At 56.5% G+C, this 16,086-nt stretch carries 9 protein-coding genes; 3 read left to right on the forward strand and 6 right to left on the reverse strand.

The features are described from left to right. Positions 1-27: 27 nt before the first annotated feature. From V5F68_RS08460 to V5F68_RS08480, 5 genes are all read right to left on the reverse strand, one after another. A complete protein-coding gene (locus tag V5F68_RS08460; RefSeq protein WP_394012001.1) occupies positions 28-1,290 on the reverse strand; it encodes a glycosyltransferase family 61 protein in 1,263 nt (420 codons plus the stop codon). Positions 1,291-1,486: 196 nt separating this feature from the next. Next, a complete protein-coding gene (locus tag V5F68_RS08465) occupies positions 1,487-6,826 on the reverse strand; it encodes a glycosyltransferase (RefSeq protein ID WP_394012003.1) in 5,340 nt (1,779 codons plus the stop codon). A gap of 58 nt (positions 6,827-6,884) precedes the next feature. Continuing rightward, entirely contained in the window at positions 6,885-7,736 is an 852-nt protein-coding gene (locus tag V5F68_RS08470; protein WP_394012005.1) for a class I SAM-dependent methyltransferase, read from the reverse strand. 531 nt (positions 7,737-8,267) lie between these two features. Beyond that, a complete protein-coding gene (locus V5F68_RS08475; protein ID WP_394012006.1) occupies positions 8,268-9,209 on the reverse strand; it encodes a KpsF/GutQ family sugar-phosphate isomerase in 942 nt (313 codons plus the stop codon). 375 nt (positions 9,210-9,584) lie between these two features. Continuing rightward, a complete protein-coding gene (locus tag V5F68_RS08480; RefSeq protein WP_394100452.1) occupies positions 9,585-10,565 on the reverse strand; it encodes an alginate O-acetyltransferase AlgX-related protein in 981 nt (326 codons plus the stop codon). 394 nt (positions 10,566-10,959) lie between these two features. On the opposite strand from V5F68_RS08480, the gene V5F68_RS08485 reads away from it, so the two are divergent. The 3 genes from V5F68_RS08485 to V5F68_RS08495 all read left to right on the forward strand — a co-directional run bounded on the left by V5F68_RS08485 (position 10,960) and on the right by V5F68_RS08495 (position 14,920). Continuing rightward, positions 10,960-12,888: a hypothetical protein gene (locus tag V5F68_RS08485; RefSeq protein ID WP_394012010.1), complete on the forward strand. Its 1,929-nt coding sequence runs from the start codon at positions 10,960-10,962 to the stop codon at positions 12,886-12,888. 14 nt (positions 12,889-12,902) lie between these two features. Continuing rightward, on the forward strand, positions 12,903-14,492 hold the full coding sequence (locus V5F68_RS08490) for a PEP/pyruvate-binding domain-containing protein (protein ID WP_394012597.1): 1,590 nt from the start codon (positions 12,903-12,905) through the stop codon (positions 14,490-14,492). 173 nt (positions 14,493-14,665) lie between these two features. Continuing rightward, on the forward strand, positions 14,666-14,920 hold the full coding sequence (locus tag V5F68_RS08495; RefSeq protein ID WP_394012012.1) for a hypothetical protein: 255 nt from the start codon (positions 14,666-14,668) through the stop codon (positions 14,918-14,920). Positions 14,921-15,043: 123 nt separating this feature from the next. On the opposite strand, the gene V5F68_RS08500 is transcribed toward V5F68_RS08495, so the two are convergent. Continuing rightward, positions 15,044-16,051 carry an NAD-dependent epimerase/dehydratase family protein gene (locus tag V5F68_RS08500; RefSeq protein ID WP_394012014.1) on the reverse strand — a complete coding sequence of 336 codons (1,008 nt, stop codon included), beginning with the start codon at positions 16,049-16,051 and terminating at the stop codon, positions 15,044-15,046. Between the last annotated feature and the right edge of the window lie 35 nt (positions 16,052-16,086).

Genomic DNA, 16,086 nt, shown 5'->3' on the forward strand with positions numbered 1-16,086 from the left:
AAGGCAATTGCCAAGAACAGGTCGTATTTAAATGAGATCAAGCCATTTTGAAACAAAATCATTAGTACAAAAAAGATCGAAATCTCTAATATGTCCCCTCTTTGTGTCGTCCTCGATTCGAGTCGCAACGGCGCAAGAATATCGAAGACTTGCTGCTGAGGCCGTAATAAAATATGCCGATGTCGAGTAATTTTCGGGAAATATCTCCAGTATAGCGGTTTGTGGCCTACAAAAAACTATATTCGCTAGGCCGGCTCCGTGAGCTGAAACAATCCTCTCAGCTGTAGAAAAAAGAGCAATTTGCTTTTCGACTGAAAGGTCTTCAGGAAAAACGGTTATAAATCCCGCCGCGTCGAGTGCCTTCTGAGCTTGATCATCAAAAAATAGCCGGCGCGTTTGATGTCGATTCAGAATTAGCCGAACAGATTCTCCTTTTATTGAAGGGGGAACAAGTTTGGTCCGCAAAAAGTTAACCGCCCAATCGCTACCTCCATGTAACGCATGTAGGTAGCCGAGGCTTGTTGTTGAGGTCCCAATAAAACTGTTAGATGCGATAAAAGTCATATCGTCCTGCTCTTTGTTGCCCAATGTTATATATTGATTTTCCTTAACGCCTAAATGGAAAAAAGTCTGCTTCTGAAATTGAGTGGGTTTACGCGTGAGGAGTATGTTGATATCCTCGATTCTGGCGCCAATCGTTTCAAGCAATGACAATCTAGGGAGCCAATCAAGTAGCCAATGGCAATAATTATAGCCAACAAATTCATCGTATATTAAAGCGGCCCCTTCTATCGTGCGCTGGGGGTCGCGCCAAAGACGCCTTCCTCCCACCGAATAAATTCCCTCATAGTTAATACTAGATAATTCTTTAACGATGCGGGGCAATTCGGCGTCAATTTTGAACAATATGGGGATATCAAAAAGAACAGAAAAAGCGAATGACGATTTATCTGAAATATATCCGGTCACTGCAGGTGCGCGTGGTCTTCGCTTTATTAGTGAAGTCACAGAAAGCGGTCGCTCATCGGTTAGAAAAAAAACATCGCCGATTTCAACCGCCCTTTCGCCTTTCAAAGGAATGCATTCCGCAAACGAATTTATCGGATCCGCAAATTCATATAAGCCGTCACCAAAAATTCTACCAGAATCTTGCGCTACGTATCGCCCCTCAAGCAATAAAGGAATATTTTCCCCGGAAGCACCGCCCGTTATTGCGACAAGTTTGTCACGAAAATAACGCATTTGGGACGGCGTGCACTGAAGTTTTAGAAATAATTCATCCAAACCCACGTTCGCACCCTCTTCTTTCGGTGGTGACTTGTCATTAAGTTAGAATAAGGGTTAAATTGCGTTAATTTAACGGCATGCATAGAGTTGGAGTTTCCCGCTCGTTACAGAAGCGCAACATGCCTCCATAGGTCGAATGAGGCATTTTGTTAAAATTTTGGCTTTTCCTGTGGATTGTAACGGTCTCGTTCAGCAATAGCTATGATTGTGCATTTCTCTGTTGAAACTCAATTATTCCTTCGCAGGAATAGGCGATAGCAGAAGACACATAGATATGGTGCTTTAAGAAATCAAAAAATTCTACCTCTATTAACAATCGGATGTTCGAAAGCCAGGCGTCAAAGTCGCGGTCGTCAGGAGGAAGTTGCAGAAGGACCTTGCCCCCTGGAACCATGAGCCGTTTCAACTCTTTGAAAATCAGCGACATTTCATCTGGGGTCGCTCCAGCCAGCCGCAAGGCCGCCAAGCTCATGCCGCCGGCACGATTCTGGAGCCTGCCCTTCTGCCGTAGCAGCTCAAGAAATTCTTCCTTGCTGTGCCGCGGACCCTGGAACTGCTCTTTCCATACCTGGAGCATCCGACCCTCGAGCCCGACGGCAAGGGCCGGCAAACGGCGGTACATATAGAATGTATCGCTCAGCCAGCGATAGAGCGTGCGCGATTTGCTATCGGCTTCGCAGGACGGGCATATCTGCTCGGCAACGAAATCGGACCCGAACCAGTCACAGATATTGCAATGCTTCAGCTTGCGCGCCTTGACGCCTTCATAGAGCGCCAAGTCCTTCAAGAGAACCGGATGAGCTATGGTTACCCGCTCGTCAAAGCGTTGCCTTAGTGTTGGGCGACTCTTATTAAAGAGGGCGAGTAGCCCGGGAACCTCACCTAGTTCCCAGCCTTCGCTTTCAACGAAATATGAATATTCGACATCCGTGTAGCTGTGGGGGACGTCATAACTAAAGCCCCCGATCTTATCCACAACAGAACGCCGGATCCCAAACAGCCCTCCCTGAATATGATAAAAATCGCGATCCTTGTTGTTGGCGGCGAAGTCCTTGTTTCGGAAGGCATCGAATAATGCAATTCCGCTGGGATAGTCCTTTCCGGTCATATAGGTCGGTGAACGCCCCAGCGTGCCTGCGAGACCGAGCTTCGGATTTTCTTCGAAGGTGTGGACGAAAGGAATCTCCCAGCCACGGCTAAAGCTGAACCCTTCGCGTCCACATACATATATCGCGTAGTCGCTTATTCCGTGCTCCAGGCACCGATTGGTGCCCGGGCCAACCATTGCATTTGAATCGTTGTGGATGACCGTAACGCGATCATACTTGCCGTGCACCCAATCCAAATAGGCCGCGACAGGTTCCTTCGAACTTTGGTTGTCACAGACAATCAAATGGTAGGGCAGGGAGGTGTTTTCGACCACGCGCTCGATCACCGCGCGCAATTCTTCGAGCTCATTCCAGCTGACGATCAGGATATCAATGGTCCTGTTCTGCCAAACACGCTTTAGCACCCGGACAAGCCTGGCGGCGCCGTGCGTGCGAACCACGTGATCAGCTGCGAACCGGACCATCGCCCGCACCTGGGATTCGGGCATGGAATAGAACCGGCGGATGGCTGCCGCGACGCTCTCGGCGGTCGGCTTCGCCACGATACCCGTGATGCCGTCTTCGACGAGTTCGGGAACGGCCCCAACGTCCGTGGTCAAAACCGGCACGCCGGCCGCCATGCCCTCAATCAAGGACGTTGGAAGACCATCCATATCTCCGGTATGGGGCACCTGGACGCAGGGGCAGGCGAATAGGTCTGCCTGGCCCATAACCTCGGCGACCTGGTCTTGCGTGAGTGCCCCGCGCAAATGGACGTTGGTCAACCCAAGCTCGCTAATGATCGCTTTGTATTGTTCCTCCAGGTCGCCGTAGCCATAAATGTCGATCTGGATATCCAGGTCCATCAGGTACTGAGCGGAACGGATGAGAAGGTCGAGCCCCTTTTTGGGAACGAACCGGTGGACTGCAATGACACGCCGCGATTGACGGCTCACGGACGAAAAATCACGCACCGTGAACTTATCGGTATCGACCGCGTTGGGATTGATAATCACTTTAGACCGCGGGAAGCCGCGCGCCACTACGAACTCAAGATGGTAGTTGGAAAGCGTAAACATCGCCCTGCAGAGAGGGGACGCGCCGATTTCGGCAAGACGATTAAGGCGATCATTGTCGTATTTAAAAATATCTTGTGCATGCGCGATAAAAGTAAAAGGTATTTGCGCAATCTCACATGCCGGCCACACCATATCCGTGACGGTTGGATAAACGAAATGGGCGTGAACAATTGTTCGGTCAGTTTCCTTTATGCGAACCGCAAGTTGTTCAACTGAACTTACACGTTCAAAAGTGATGGGAAAATCGGGCTTGAAATTCTTGTGCGGGGTCTGGCGGCAAAAGACAATAACATCCACACCTTCCGCCACAAGCAGACGCAGTTCATTGAGAACGAACGTTTCCGAAGGCACAGGAAAGTGCCAGCAGAAGTATGCAACCCGTGGCTTGACCTCAACTTCTTTAAGCCCCGCTCTCCGCGCGGGGCGTACGATCGGACCGTTTGAGACGTCAACCATGAAGCTCGGTGCCCGTCGAGCTGTAACGTCGGCAAGGATCGCGCCGTAGGCCTCATCGAAGGCCTTCACATAGCTTTCCAAACCGTAGTTGCGCTCGGCGATGCTCCGACCTGATGCGCCCAGAAGAGCGACGCGCTTGGGATCAGTGCATAGTTCCTCAATATACGGCACTGCCGCTTCGGGCTCGCCCAACGGTACGAGATAGCCATTTACGCCATGGCGCACCAATTCAGGGATAGCCCCATGCCGGTACCCAATGACGGGTCGCTCCGCCGCCATCGCCTCAAGTGCGGTGCGCCCGAAGGATTCGGCAAAATGAGAAAACGTGAGCACCACATTGACCTGAGCTACGGCGTCCATCGGTGTGCGCGCATATCCCGGGAATATAATATTGCGGGGCGCCGTCCCTGCGGCTTGGTCCGCCTTTATTCCTCGAACGATATCGGTCTCGGGCCCAATTAGCAAAAATTCTGCATTAGGAGCAGTGTTTTCGACAAGTTTAGCCAGAGTCACAACATCGGAAATTCCCTTCTTAGGAATATTGCTGCTGATGAGACCGAAGCGAACTTTATTATCTGTCAGTTTATTTTCAAACTTGAAATGCTCAAGATGAACCATATTAGGAACGACAAAGGTCCGGCCCGGTTTGTTAAAATTCTTGGCAGTAGTATTTGAGTTGCAAATAACCCAATCGGCATTCTTTGTTACTTCAGCGATGATGTCGGAACCAGAGCGTCCGATCAACTCTTGCAACGCCAAATCAGAGCCGATCAGCTCTCGGATGTGCACGACCGAAGAGACGTTGCATGCGCGGGCTGCGGTAAGGCATTCGCGCAGCATTAACGTGTTTACATGAACAACATCAATATTGTGAAAATTTATCAACCGTGAGAAGAGTTCAATGGCCTCTGGCGATTCTTCATCATCTTTTCGCCACCAGTCGTAATTAAAAGTTGCGACGTACTGCGATTTCGCGCGGATGGCATTTGTATAGTCGGGAATGTTGCGTGGCAGTATGACAGCGATATTCAATCCAAGTAGGTGGAGCCCCTCGACCATGTCGAGGAAGCTTCTTTCGCTGCCAAAAAGCTGCTCCCCGGCTGCGTGAGCGACCAGCATAACGAACGGTCGCTCAGGGAGGATTTTGCATTTCCCAGGATACTGCTTAAAATTATGCCGAGCGATCTCCTCCGGAGTCAGGTCGAGCATAAGGAGTTGCTGGTTCCCTGAGGGCCGTGGCTTTGGCGCTTCCGTTAATTCGGACTTGCCGGGGGCTGGGCCAGGAAGTTGGGCGCGCGCTGGCGCCGGCTCCGGGGCGCCCAGGGGTCCGTTGGCGGAGGGAGAAGGCTGCGAGGAAACGTCGGAGTTCGTTTTGGTCTCAGCCGACGGTAGGACAAATTCCCGGAGAAAAGCGCTGTTCAGCTCCGTCGCGCCGACCGTAAGAAAATACTCCATCGGAGTGAGAGAGCGTCGATCGGGGGAGGCAGCCATAAAGGCTTGCCGGTACTCAGCGGCCCGGAAGCCATTGACCGGGTCTCTATCGTCATGGCCTCCTACCGTTAGGTAGTGTAGCAAAGAATTCGTGTCGCGCTGCTCCTTGGGAAGCCCTTCTTTGTAAAAATCGGGATCAAAGAAGCGAGATGGAGCAAGGCCAATCTCTTCACCGATAAGCAGATAATGCGTCAGTGGATCTGGATGCGTATCAAAAAGACGCGGAGCGAGAGAAATATAATGTTGAGTATCGAAAAGCGGGTTGGGCAACAAACCGCTTTTCGCACCTTGCATCACAAAATGCGTAAACGGCTCAATGTCCAGATCCAACAGCAATTGTGAACGGTAGAATTGAACGTCAAACATCCGTGAAAATGAGAGGCCGCGATGCCACCCGTATGTCAGATAATGGGTAAGCGCGTCCTTGTAGGTGGGAAAATTTATCTCAGCTTGATTAGAGTAGTATTTGACATCGAAAAGTGGATGTGTGAACGCGTTTGATTGATTATTCCGGACAAAATACTGGAACGCGTTTCCTGAAACTTTATCATCTGCAAGAGTCGTGAGATAATAGGTCGTAATAAAAAATGGATGCGGATTTATAATTTGATGTGAGTTGAGCGTCAGGAAGTCAGACAGCGGATCGACAATTCCAGCGGAAAACTGAGGACGTTGCCTAACGTAATAGTCAATTGAAAATAACGGATGGGGATTAATCCCCATTTTCCATCCAAAGCACAAATAGTGCAATATCAAATCGTTAACGGCGGGAAGCCCATCCGAGAACTGACTGCGATAATAAACTGAATCAAATGCACCGCTTTTTTGAATAATTGCGTAAGATCGAAGAAGGGCTTTGTCCACAGGAAGCGGAGAAAGGTCGCGCTCCAGCTGGCGTTCGGATAACATGTGTTTGGAGGCCGAATGAGTGCGGGCCGCTCGCTCGGCGAAATACCTTGTCGCATCGGCAAGTATGTCCGTCCATTTAGAGACGGCAGCCAGTTGAGAGCTGGCGCTGCTCAGTTTGGCGACAACGTCGGGTGCGGGCAGTGCTGCAACCGTGGCTGCCAATTTGTTCGTACGCGTCACATAGAGAGCTCGCAACCGATTGAGCTTCTCAATTTGTAGATCCCAACGAGATTTAAGCTCCCAGACTTCATCAAGGCCCGCATAACGCATGCGCCTGAAAAGTGTGGGGTTAACCATGATGAGGCGCAGCAGATGTGCGCCGGCCGCCTGTTCTTCCCCAGCGGATAGCAAGTCGGCAGAGATCGTTTCCCACGCGGCGCGGTCTTCGGCGCTGCCATTTGACGTGGAGCTCAGCTTTGAACCGATCCGCTCCAGCAGGCGATCCAGGCGAGATATGTAACCAATCGCCCGCGAAAACGGGTCGTCCGATGCGTTTTCTGACGGGACTGATTTCATATTAAAAGTTCCGCGTTCCATAAATCTCGCCATATCTCGGTATATTTTTTACATCACTTTATTCTTTGAAAAAGAGCGCCTGAAATCCAGTAGTAATAAGAGCGTCTGAAGAATATATATCCAGCAATTCTGTAGGTGGCTGTATGTCTGAAGTAAATAATTGCTTTCTTTTTAGTTTTAGCCCGCAATTTTCAATTTTTGAAAGTATTTGATTGGCAGTTAACCTGTTTAGATCGAGGAATTGTTGCCATTCTCTTAATTCGCGATCTCCTGCAGTCTCTGAAATTATTCCGTTTCGAATTTCGTCCAACGGTAGAAGGAGGTGGTGCCACGGGGAGCTAAAATACCGGTACAAATGTGAGCCTGTTGGCGAAAAATACAGCGGACTGGATTGAATGAACAACAATCCGTCATGCTTTAAAGCTTCTCGCAATTGCAAAGACACCGGTTCTATTCTATCCGGTTTGATGTGCTCAAAAGTAGACCACGAATAAATAATATCAAAATTATTGGTGTGGGTCAGTCGACCGTCGGCAAGCGTCTCAAAGGTAACGTTTGCGGGAATGTCCAGCGAGGCCTCAGATCTGTAAGATCGTGTTACATTTCTCAACGAGGTTGCGACAATATCTGCGCCAACGACCTTTGCTTTTGGATGCCGCAGTGCAAAAGATACGGCGGGAACGCCCTCCCCACAACCAAAATCAAGGATGGACGCGCTATTTAAATCTATCTGGTTGCCGATCCATGCAGACACGCGACGGTATTCTGTTACCGCCTTGGCAAGGAAGCCGGAGTTTTTTGCCTTTTGAAGGGCTGCCTCAACAGCAGCTTCGCTATCAATCAATGTGTTCGATCCCCCCGCTTCTCCCGACCGCATGACAAGAATGGCCCCCCAAACATCACTGATCATTGGTGCGGTCGTCCGCACACCGAACCGACATAAAAGCTTAACGCGATGTATCTTGCATCGCAATATAAGGCGTTCTCAGATTCACGATTTGGAGTCCCCGTGTCACCAGGGCTGCATTTTAGTGGCACCAGGATGCCACACCTTAATTGCGAAGCCTAAGCTGTGCGAGGGTTATTACCTGGCGATTTTGAGCCGAACCAGCCCCATTAAGTGATTTTTCAAAGGGGCAAACACCGTAGGTTGGAAGGAGGCTTTGCATCACGCTTTGATATGCGGCGGCGCGTCGCCGTGTGGATAGCGGTACCGGTTAAGTAATCTGAGGGGTCGTCGGCTATGGGTTTTGAGGCGGTGCCTGCGTGTCGCAAAGAAGGACGCGTGTCGCAGCGCAATGCGGAGCGTCAGCGGGATATCGGAGCGACGATTTAAATGCCAGCTTGATTGCCATTCCAGTGCGCACGCGGCAGCGATTTGCCCGGAAAGCGTGTCTGCCGTTAGCGCACGTGTGGCAGGGGAGCGTCCGAAATTCGGGCCTCAGCCAACGCCCGCTCTTAGAAGGTCGTGCAGGTGAAGGAGGCCGACCGGCTTGGTCCCCTCGCAGATCACAAGGACCGTGATTTTCCGATCGTTCATTAATGCAAGGCACTCGCTCGCGAGCGTAGAGGGTGCCACGCTCACCGGTGTCTTCGTCATAAATTTACTGACGACTCCCGCCAAGTCACCATCGGCAACAGCGCGACGGATGTCGCCGTCGGTCACGAGGCCACCAAGGCTCTCATCTTCGGCTCTCACAAGCACGCAGCCGAGCCGGCCTGCGCTCATGGCAAGCAGCACCTCGGGCACGGGCGTATCGGATTTTACCATCGGCAAGTCCGGGCCCGAATGCATCAGATCGGATGCTCGGATCAAGATCGTTCCAAGCTTGCCGCCTGGATGGAAAACCTTGAACTGCTCCGGCGAGAAGCCCCTTCGTTTCAGCAAGCTGACGGCGAGCGCATCGCCCATGACCAGTTGCAGGGTGGTGGAGGTGGTCGGGGCGAGCTTGTTTGGGCAGGCCTCTTCCGCGGAAGGCAGAACGAGTGGGAAATCGCTTGCGCGTGCCATCGTACTGTCGCGCCCCGAGGTGAGGGCAATCATCGGAATGGAATACCGCTTCCCATATTCGATGATGGCGCGGAACTCTACGGTTTCGCCGGACCACGAAATAAGGACGAGAACGTCCTCTTTCGTCACCATACCAAGGTCGCCGTGACTCGCTTCGGCTGGATGCATGAAAAAGGACGGCGTTCCCGTTGACGCAAGGGTCGCCGCAATCTTGCGGCCGATGTGGCCACTCTTTCCCATTCCGCTGACAACGACGCGGCCGCGCGATGCCAAAATTGCATCGACGGCCTGTTCAAAAGCGACTCCGACCGGCCCTAGCAGGGTCTCGCGCAGTCGCGCCAGGCCAAGTGCCTCGAGTTCGACGGTACGCACGGCGGTCTCAAGGGTTGGGCTTGATCTACCCGGTACGGTGGCGACAGACAAAGTCACGTGCTCTTCCCCTTATCAGCCGCAGCGGGCCGGCACTTCGCGGCGGCACAACAAGACCTTCAGGCCTATTAAAAAGCCCGGCAATGGACTGCTTGTCTCGTCCAATGAGTCAGCCAACGCAATTTCGAACCCGTCTCGTAGCTGCCGCTTGTCGTGCCATTCAACGAGATGGGGCCCATCGGGGACAAGAATACCGATAACCAGCTCGCCAGCAGAAAACGGGCGGTGTGACGACTAAGATCGGCCAAGGCTCGGTGCGAAATTCCAAATCGGCACGCGCAAAACACCATGCTCCCGGAGCTAGGCCGCCGAAGCCTCTCAGGCCATGGCGGCTGCTGTTTTCTTCTCCTCCAAAGCCGCAAAGACCCGCTTTAAAGTCCGCTCCTTATGGTTGGAATCGGGGCGAAGTAATGCGGAAAGAACCTCAAAGTGATACGGATCTGGCCTGAATTCGCGGTCCAGGATTTGTGCAAAAAGCGTTGCGATCGGTGCGTCATCGTCCAGCGGCATATTGGGGAGATACCGCTCGACATTCGCCGTTAATACAGCGTCGGGTTTAAATTGATCGACCATTTCACGATGAAAGAATGGCGTTCTTACTACAATGCTTTCCCCAAAAAATGAGGAGATCATGTCCATACAGCTTATAATAAACGAGTCTCCAAAGACCATAAGTTTGCCGGTAGCCTCTGGATTAATGTAGGCGGTTATTGTCCCATTGTTTCCGGTGACGCCGTTGTTGAACTTAAAAATATGGGACGGAAGAGGGTAAATTAAGCGATCTTCTTTATCTTTGGGGTTGAGCTTGTTTCCAAGGTCCCCAATATAATCCTTTTGGATAATCAAGGCATTGCGGATCGCATCAAGCTTCTTCTTCGCCGTCGGGATTTGCCAATCGAGACGATTAATGACTTGGCGCACGACTTCGAGCTGACCCAACGCAGACCAATGCGTATCGGTCCGCATATAAGCGCCTTCGAGTTCCTGAACTTTTCTCAGTTCAGCGGTCGGGAGAACAACATCTCCTTCGCAAAAATCGTCAAAAATCTTGCTGACATTGACTTTAATTTCGAACGGAAAATCATCGAACAAAATAGTGTGTTTGTCGGGGCAGACAAAATGAGCATAATTCATGCCGCGTTGGGTGCAATATTCGGCGCGCGCACGAATGTTGTTCCGAAATATACGCTTTGCGCCCTCTAAGATCTGCTTTTCGCCGGAGATATATTCAAGGACGGAGTGGTTTCCCCCAATGAGAAAGAGCTGGCCATTTTTTCCTATCGCAATTTCTTGTGGCACTTCTCGACTCATCATTAAGGTCCTTACACTCGCAGCCAGCGACGGCACAATGCACTCGGCCAGCCAGCCTCCCTGTCTCTCTTAAGAACTATATCCTTCTCCCGCTTCGAGATCAAAGCGGATGTCGGAATACCCCGGCACCGGCGCCGCGGCGCGGTCGTGTCTACCGACGCGACATAGAAGCGCTCAAGCACAGCTCATCGGGGGTGTTTTGGAGACAACCCTTTTCACCGATTTACCGCTGTCCAACGTCAACCCGGTTCTGCAGCTCCGGCAAACGTTGCTGCCCGCATCTGAACCCACTCCCAACATGACAACCCCGTGACTGACCTGCCGCAATCACAGGTGGGGGCTCTCGTGCTTTGGTCGGATGCGACCGACGAGGGTGGCAGTCATGAAAACCGGAATCATCGAGCGGCTGGGGCAGGGCGATATCTTGCTTCCGGCGCTCATCGCCGAGGGCCTGCGCGCGAATGACCAGGTGAAGGCGCGCCTTAGCGTCCTTCAGGGGGCAGGGCGCCATGCGCGTAACCCGCAGGGGGCGCCGTTCGATCTGGCGGAGGAATGCCGGACCGCCGGGCTCGATGCCTCGGCAATGGAGGCTCTGATCTCCCAAGCCGCGCTGTTGCCGGGCGGCCAGGTGCATGCGCCGGGTGTTGGCGATCTTGGGGTCGTAATCTGGAGCGATGTGGAAACCATGGCGCGCTGCGTCGCCGCCGGGGACCGGGCGGAGGGCGATTCTGGGCTCGCGCGGCTGGAGGCGCTGAAAGCTGCGCTGCCGCTCGGTGTCAGCGACACGGTGGATGTCGCGCTGATTTCCCAGCTCACCGGCCTGTCGGATCATGGCGGGGACAGCCTGCATCGGCTGGTGATGGACCTGCACAAGGCGCTCAACCGCCTGTCGGCGCTGCACGCGGAAGAGGTGGTCGCCGGGGCCCATGCGTTCGGGTTGCTCCCCGAGGACCGCCCGGCGGTGGAAGCCTTCATGCGCGGACTCGACTCCACCCGGGCGCTCAAGTTCGATCATCCCGGCCTTTCCACGACCGCCGCGCGGTCCGGCACACGCCTCACCATTCAAAACGACATTGGCGAGACCGATGCCCATGTTGTGGTCATTTCGGTGGAGGGTGGGGCCGTCACCGTCACTTATACCGACGTGCATCTCGCCCGCGCCAAGTTCTTCACCGGTCTGCTGCGGGATTTTCCCGCCGAATGGAGTGGGCTGGAGCGCAAGAGCGGTGAGGCGCTCGGCGATGATGGGGTCTTCTATCTCGTCACGGGTCGCTACCCCTATGGTGATGCCGCGGCACGCGACGCCTTTCTGGAAGAGGTCGGCGCGTCCCTGGTGTTCCTGATCGACTGGAACAAGGCCCGCAAGGTGCTCCGGAACTGGGTGATCAAGGCCGATGCCGTGCGGGTGCTCGATTGGGCGGCGCGTAATAAGGTGGGTCAGCGCGGTTTTCTGGAGCTGGGTGGCAGCGAGTTGGTCGCGGCCGCCGTCCATCATGCGGCTCCGACGCGCATCGGCTTTGGCGAGCGGCTCGATAGCGCGCTCGGGCGCGATGCTGCCGTGGATTTTCTCAAGACCGTTCTGAAGGTGTCCGCCGAGGCGCTTCTGAACGGCAGCTCGGTGCGGCTCGCGCGCGATCGGATCGAGGCAGACCTGGTGCGACACATGCAGCGGGTCGAGGCCACCTTGCTGGCGATCGTGGTGCGACAGGCGGGGCTGGCGCGGGAGATCGCGGTCGCCATTGCCCATAGTATCGCGGAGCAACAGGCACAGCGCGCCTTTGATCGGACGCGCCTTGCGGATGCGGCGCGGCGGATCGAGGAAAAGGCGGATCGCATCGCCCTGGAAGCACGCAATACCGCGGCGCGGTTCGATGCCGACCCCGCCATCGCGCGCCTCGTGAATGGCATAGAGGAAGCGATCGACGAACTGGAGCAGGCGGCATTCGTCGCCTCGCTGGTGCCGGATGGGCTTCCCCCGGCCCTGCTGAAGCCGCTCGCGGATCTGTGCGCGGCGGCGGTGGCGGCGGCGGGCGGGGCCGCGAGCGGCGTCACCGCGGCGGCCGAAGTGCCGGAGGGGCAGCGGGTTGATTCGGAAGATGCGCTGGCCGCCGTAGGTCGGCTCATCGAGGAAGAACATGCGGGCGATGCCGCCGAACGCGCGGTGACCGCGCTGGTGCTCACCGAGACTTATGACCTGAGGACCGCGCTCGGCGCGCTCGATCTCGCGCGGGCGCTGGAGCGCGCGACCGACCGGCTGGCCGGCTTCGGCCATGTGTTGCGCGAGCATGTGCTCGCCGATCTTTCAAAGTGAGCGCGGAGGGGATGATGCACATCGCACGCATCGGTGGCGGGTCCACAGCGACACCTTCAGCCGACGTCATCGGCGCAAAGGCCGCCAATCTGGCGCGCATGGCGGCGCTGGGTCTGCCCGTTCCGCCCGCTTTCGTCCTGCCCGTGGATCTGTGCGCCGCCATCGTGCGGGGGGAAGCCAGCGCCCTGCACAAGCTCAAGGACGGGCTGCGCGAGGGGCTGGCCTTCCTGGAAGGGGCCACCGGCAAGGTTTTCGGCGATCGCAGGCGGCCGCTGCTGGTTTCGGTGCGATCCGGCGCCGCCCGATCCATGCCCGGAATGCTGGACACGGTTTTGAACGTCGGTTGCACCACGGAGGCGGTTCAGGGGCTGATCCGCACCAGCGGGAACCCGCGCTTCGCCTGGGATTGCCGCCGCCGGTTCCTGGAAAGCTACGCGGACGTCGTCCTGGGCGCGGACAGAGCGGCGGTCGCGCATGCCCGTGAAACCCTGGTGCGTACGGAAGCGGTCTTAAGCGAGGCCGATCTGGACAGCGAGGCGCTCGAGCGGCTCGCCGGATTGTATGAACAGCTGATCGACGTGGCGGACCTCGATCTCCCCGGCGACCCGGAGGCGCAGGTCGAGGCGGCGGCGCGGGCGGTCTACCGCTCCTGGACCAGCGAGCGCGCCACCACCTATCGCAAGCTTCAGCACCTGGAAGATCTGCAGGGCACGGCGGTCACCGTGCAGGCGATGGTCTATGGCAATCGGGGCCTGTCTTCCGGCGCGGGCGTCGCCTTTTCCCGCGATCCTTCGAGCGGCGCGGCGCAGCCGGTGATCGACGTGCTGTTCGGCGCACAGGGCGAGGATGTCGTGTCCGGCAGCCGAACGCCCGATACAGAGGCCGCGATCATACGAGCCGCGCCTGAGGCAGCGCGCGATTTGCGCACGCGCCTGGTGCAGCTGGAGCAGGCCTTCCGCGATGTCCAGGACGTGGAGTTCACCATCGACGAAGGCGTGCTCTGGATCCTCCAGACGCGATCGGCCAAGCGGACCCCGCGCGCCGCGTTGCGGTTCGCCATCGATCTGGTGGCGGAGGGACTCATTTCCCCCGCCGAGGGGTTGGCCCGACTCGGCGATGTCGACCTCCCGAGCCTGTTGACGAAGCGATTGGTGAATGTGGGGGTCCCGGTGGCCCAGGGCATCAGCGCCTCGGCCGGCGTCGCCGTGGGGCGGATCGCGTTCGATTCGGAAAGTGCGGTGCGTCTTGCGGCCGCCGGAACGCCGGTGGTGCTTGTGCGTCCCGATACCAGCACCAGCGATGTGGCGGGATTCGCGGCGGCGGACGGCATCGTCACGGCGGTGGGCGGACGCACGGCGCATGCGGCATTGGTGGCCCGCCAATTGGGCAAGCCCTGCATCGTTGGCTGCGCTGCTCTAAGGATCGATCCCGCCACGCAGACGGCCCTGGTCGGAACCACGCTGCTGCGCCAGGGCGATTGGCTGACACTCGATGCCGACGCCGGCGCCTTGTTCCTGGGGCAGGGCAGGGTGGAGCAGGAGCGGCCTGAAGCCGATCTCGCCGAGATCGCGCGGTGGCGGGCGCAGGCGCAGCCTGCCGCATGATCGGGCACGCCTGTCCCGGCGCCTTAGAACGGGAGCCTGCAATGCGGCCGATCCGTTCTTTTTCCCCAACGGGGAGGTGCCCCGTTGCGGGGGCAAGCTTCGGGACAGGCCCGTACGCTTAGGTGCCGGTGGATCACACCGAATTGGTGATCCAGATCATTATGGAGAGAACCATGACCACCGTCACTTCCACCACCAGCAGCGCTGCCGCGAAGATCGCCCAGCTCAAGCAGACCTCTGCGACCGCCGTCGCCGCGAAGGCCGCCGCGACCTCCACCCCTCCGGCGTCCGTCTCGGCCGTTCCGGCCAAGGTGACCAGCCCCGACCTGTCCGCGATCAACAGCGCCGCCGCTGCCCTGCAGGCGAACAACGCCAAGCTCGCTGCCACCCCGCTGCCGACCGCTCCCACGCTGCCCGGCAAGGTCTGAGCCGCGACCAGGTTCAGCCCGTGGACTCAGGTAATAGCGTTAGGTTCAGGGCGACTCGATGAACGAGGGCGGCGCGCTCGACCTCGTTCATCGACCCGACCCGAAAGTTCTCCCCGGCCGACGTCAGCAGCCGTAATAATCCTTGTACCAGGCAACGAACGCGGCGACGCCCACGGCGACTTCGGTGTCGGGACGATATCCCGTCAGCCGCTCCAGCAGATCCACATTCGCATAGGTGTGGGGCACGTCCCCCGGCTGCATGGGCATATAATTGCGAATGGCCCGGTGGCCGACGCACCGCTCGATTTCCTCGATGAAATCCAGAAGACGCACCGGACTGCCCTTGCCGATGTTTACCACGCGGAAGGGCGCGACCGGGCTTGTGCCCAGGTGGTCGTCGGTCGCGTCCGCCGTCGCGCGGGCGGGTACGACATTGAGCAGCAGCGCCACCGCTTTCACCAAATCGTCCACATAGGTGAAGTCGCGATACATTTCGCCGTGGTTATAGACGTCAATGGGCTCGCCGCGGAGCATGCAACTCGTGAATTTGAAGAGCGCCATGTCGGGCCGGCCCCATGGCCCATAGACCGTGAAGAAGCGAAACGCGGTCGTGGGGATGTTCCAGAGGTGCGAATAGGAATGGCTCATCACCTCCGTGGCCTTCTTGGTGGCCGCGTAGAGGGTGAGAGGATAATCGGTGCGTTCATCCTCGACGAATGGCATCAGCGTGTTGGCGCCATAGACGGAGCTCGTCGAGGCCAGCATGAAATGCTTCACCGCATGCAGCCGCGCCAACTCCATCACATTGAAAGTGCCGACCAGATTGGCTTCCACATATGAGCGCGGGTTTTCCAGGCTGTAGCGTACGCCCGCCTGTGCCGCGAGGTGGATGATCGCCTCCGGCTGGAACGCATCGGCGATGGCGTGAAGCGCCACGGTATCTTCGAGCATCACCTCATGGGCCTGGAAACCGGCGTTTTGCAGCAGCAATCCCTCGCGTCGACGCTTCAGCGTGACATCGTAATAAGGAGTCAGCCCGTCGACGCCGGCAATTTCATGCCCCGAGCGCAGCAGCAGGCGCGCCAGATGGAAGCCGATGAAGCCGGCGGTGCCGGTAACCAAGATCCGCATAACTGATGTCTCGTCGGGCTGCCGAACGCTAAGCG

It is taken from the genome of Roseixanthobacter pseudopolyaromaticivorans (assembly GCF_043195145.2).
Taxonomy (GTDB): Bacteria; Pseudomonadota; Alphaproteobacteria; order Rhizobiales; family Xanthobacteraceae; genus NCEH01.

What these genes read in the sequence shown, in the direction of transcription:
- V5F68_RS08490 (WP_394012597.1), top strand. Translation starts at nt 12,903, where the DNA reads ATGCACATCGCACGCATCGGTGGCGGGTCCACAGCGACACCTTCAGCC.
- V5F68_RS08485 (WP_394012010.1), top strand. Translation starts at nt 10,960, where the DNA reads ATGAAAACCGGAATCATCGAGCGGCTGGGGCAGGGCGATATCTTGCTT.
- V5F68_RS08500 (WP_394012014.1), bottom strand. Translation starts at nt 16,051, where the DNA reads ATGCGGATCTTGGTTACCGGCACCGCCGGCTTCATCGGCTTCCATCTG.
- V5F68_RS08495 (WP_394012012.1), top strand. Translation starts at nt 14,666, where the DNA reads ATGACCACCGTCACTTCCACCACCAGCAGCGCTGCCGCGAAGATCGCC.
- V5F68_RS08465 (WP_394012003.1), bottom strand. Translation starts at nt 6,826, where the DNA reads ATGAAATCAGTCCCGTCAGAAAACGCATCGGACGACCCGTTTTCGCGG.
- V5F68_RS08470 (WP_394012005.1), bottom strand. Translation starts at nt 7,736, where the DNA reads ATGATCAGTGATGTTTGGGGGGCCATTCTTGTCATGCGGTCGGGAGAA.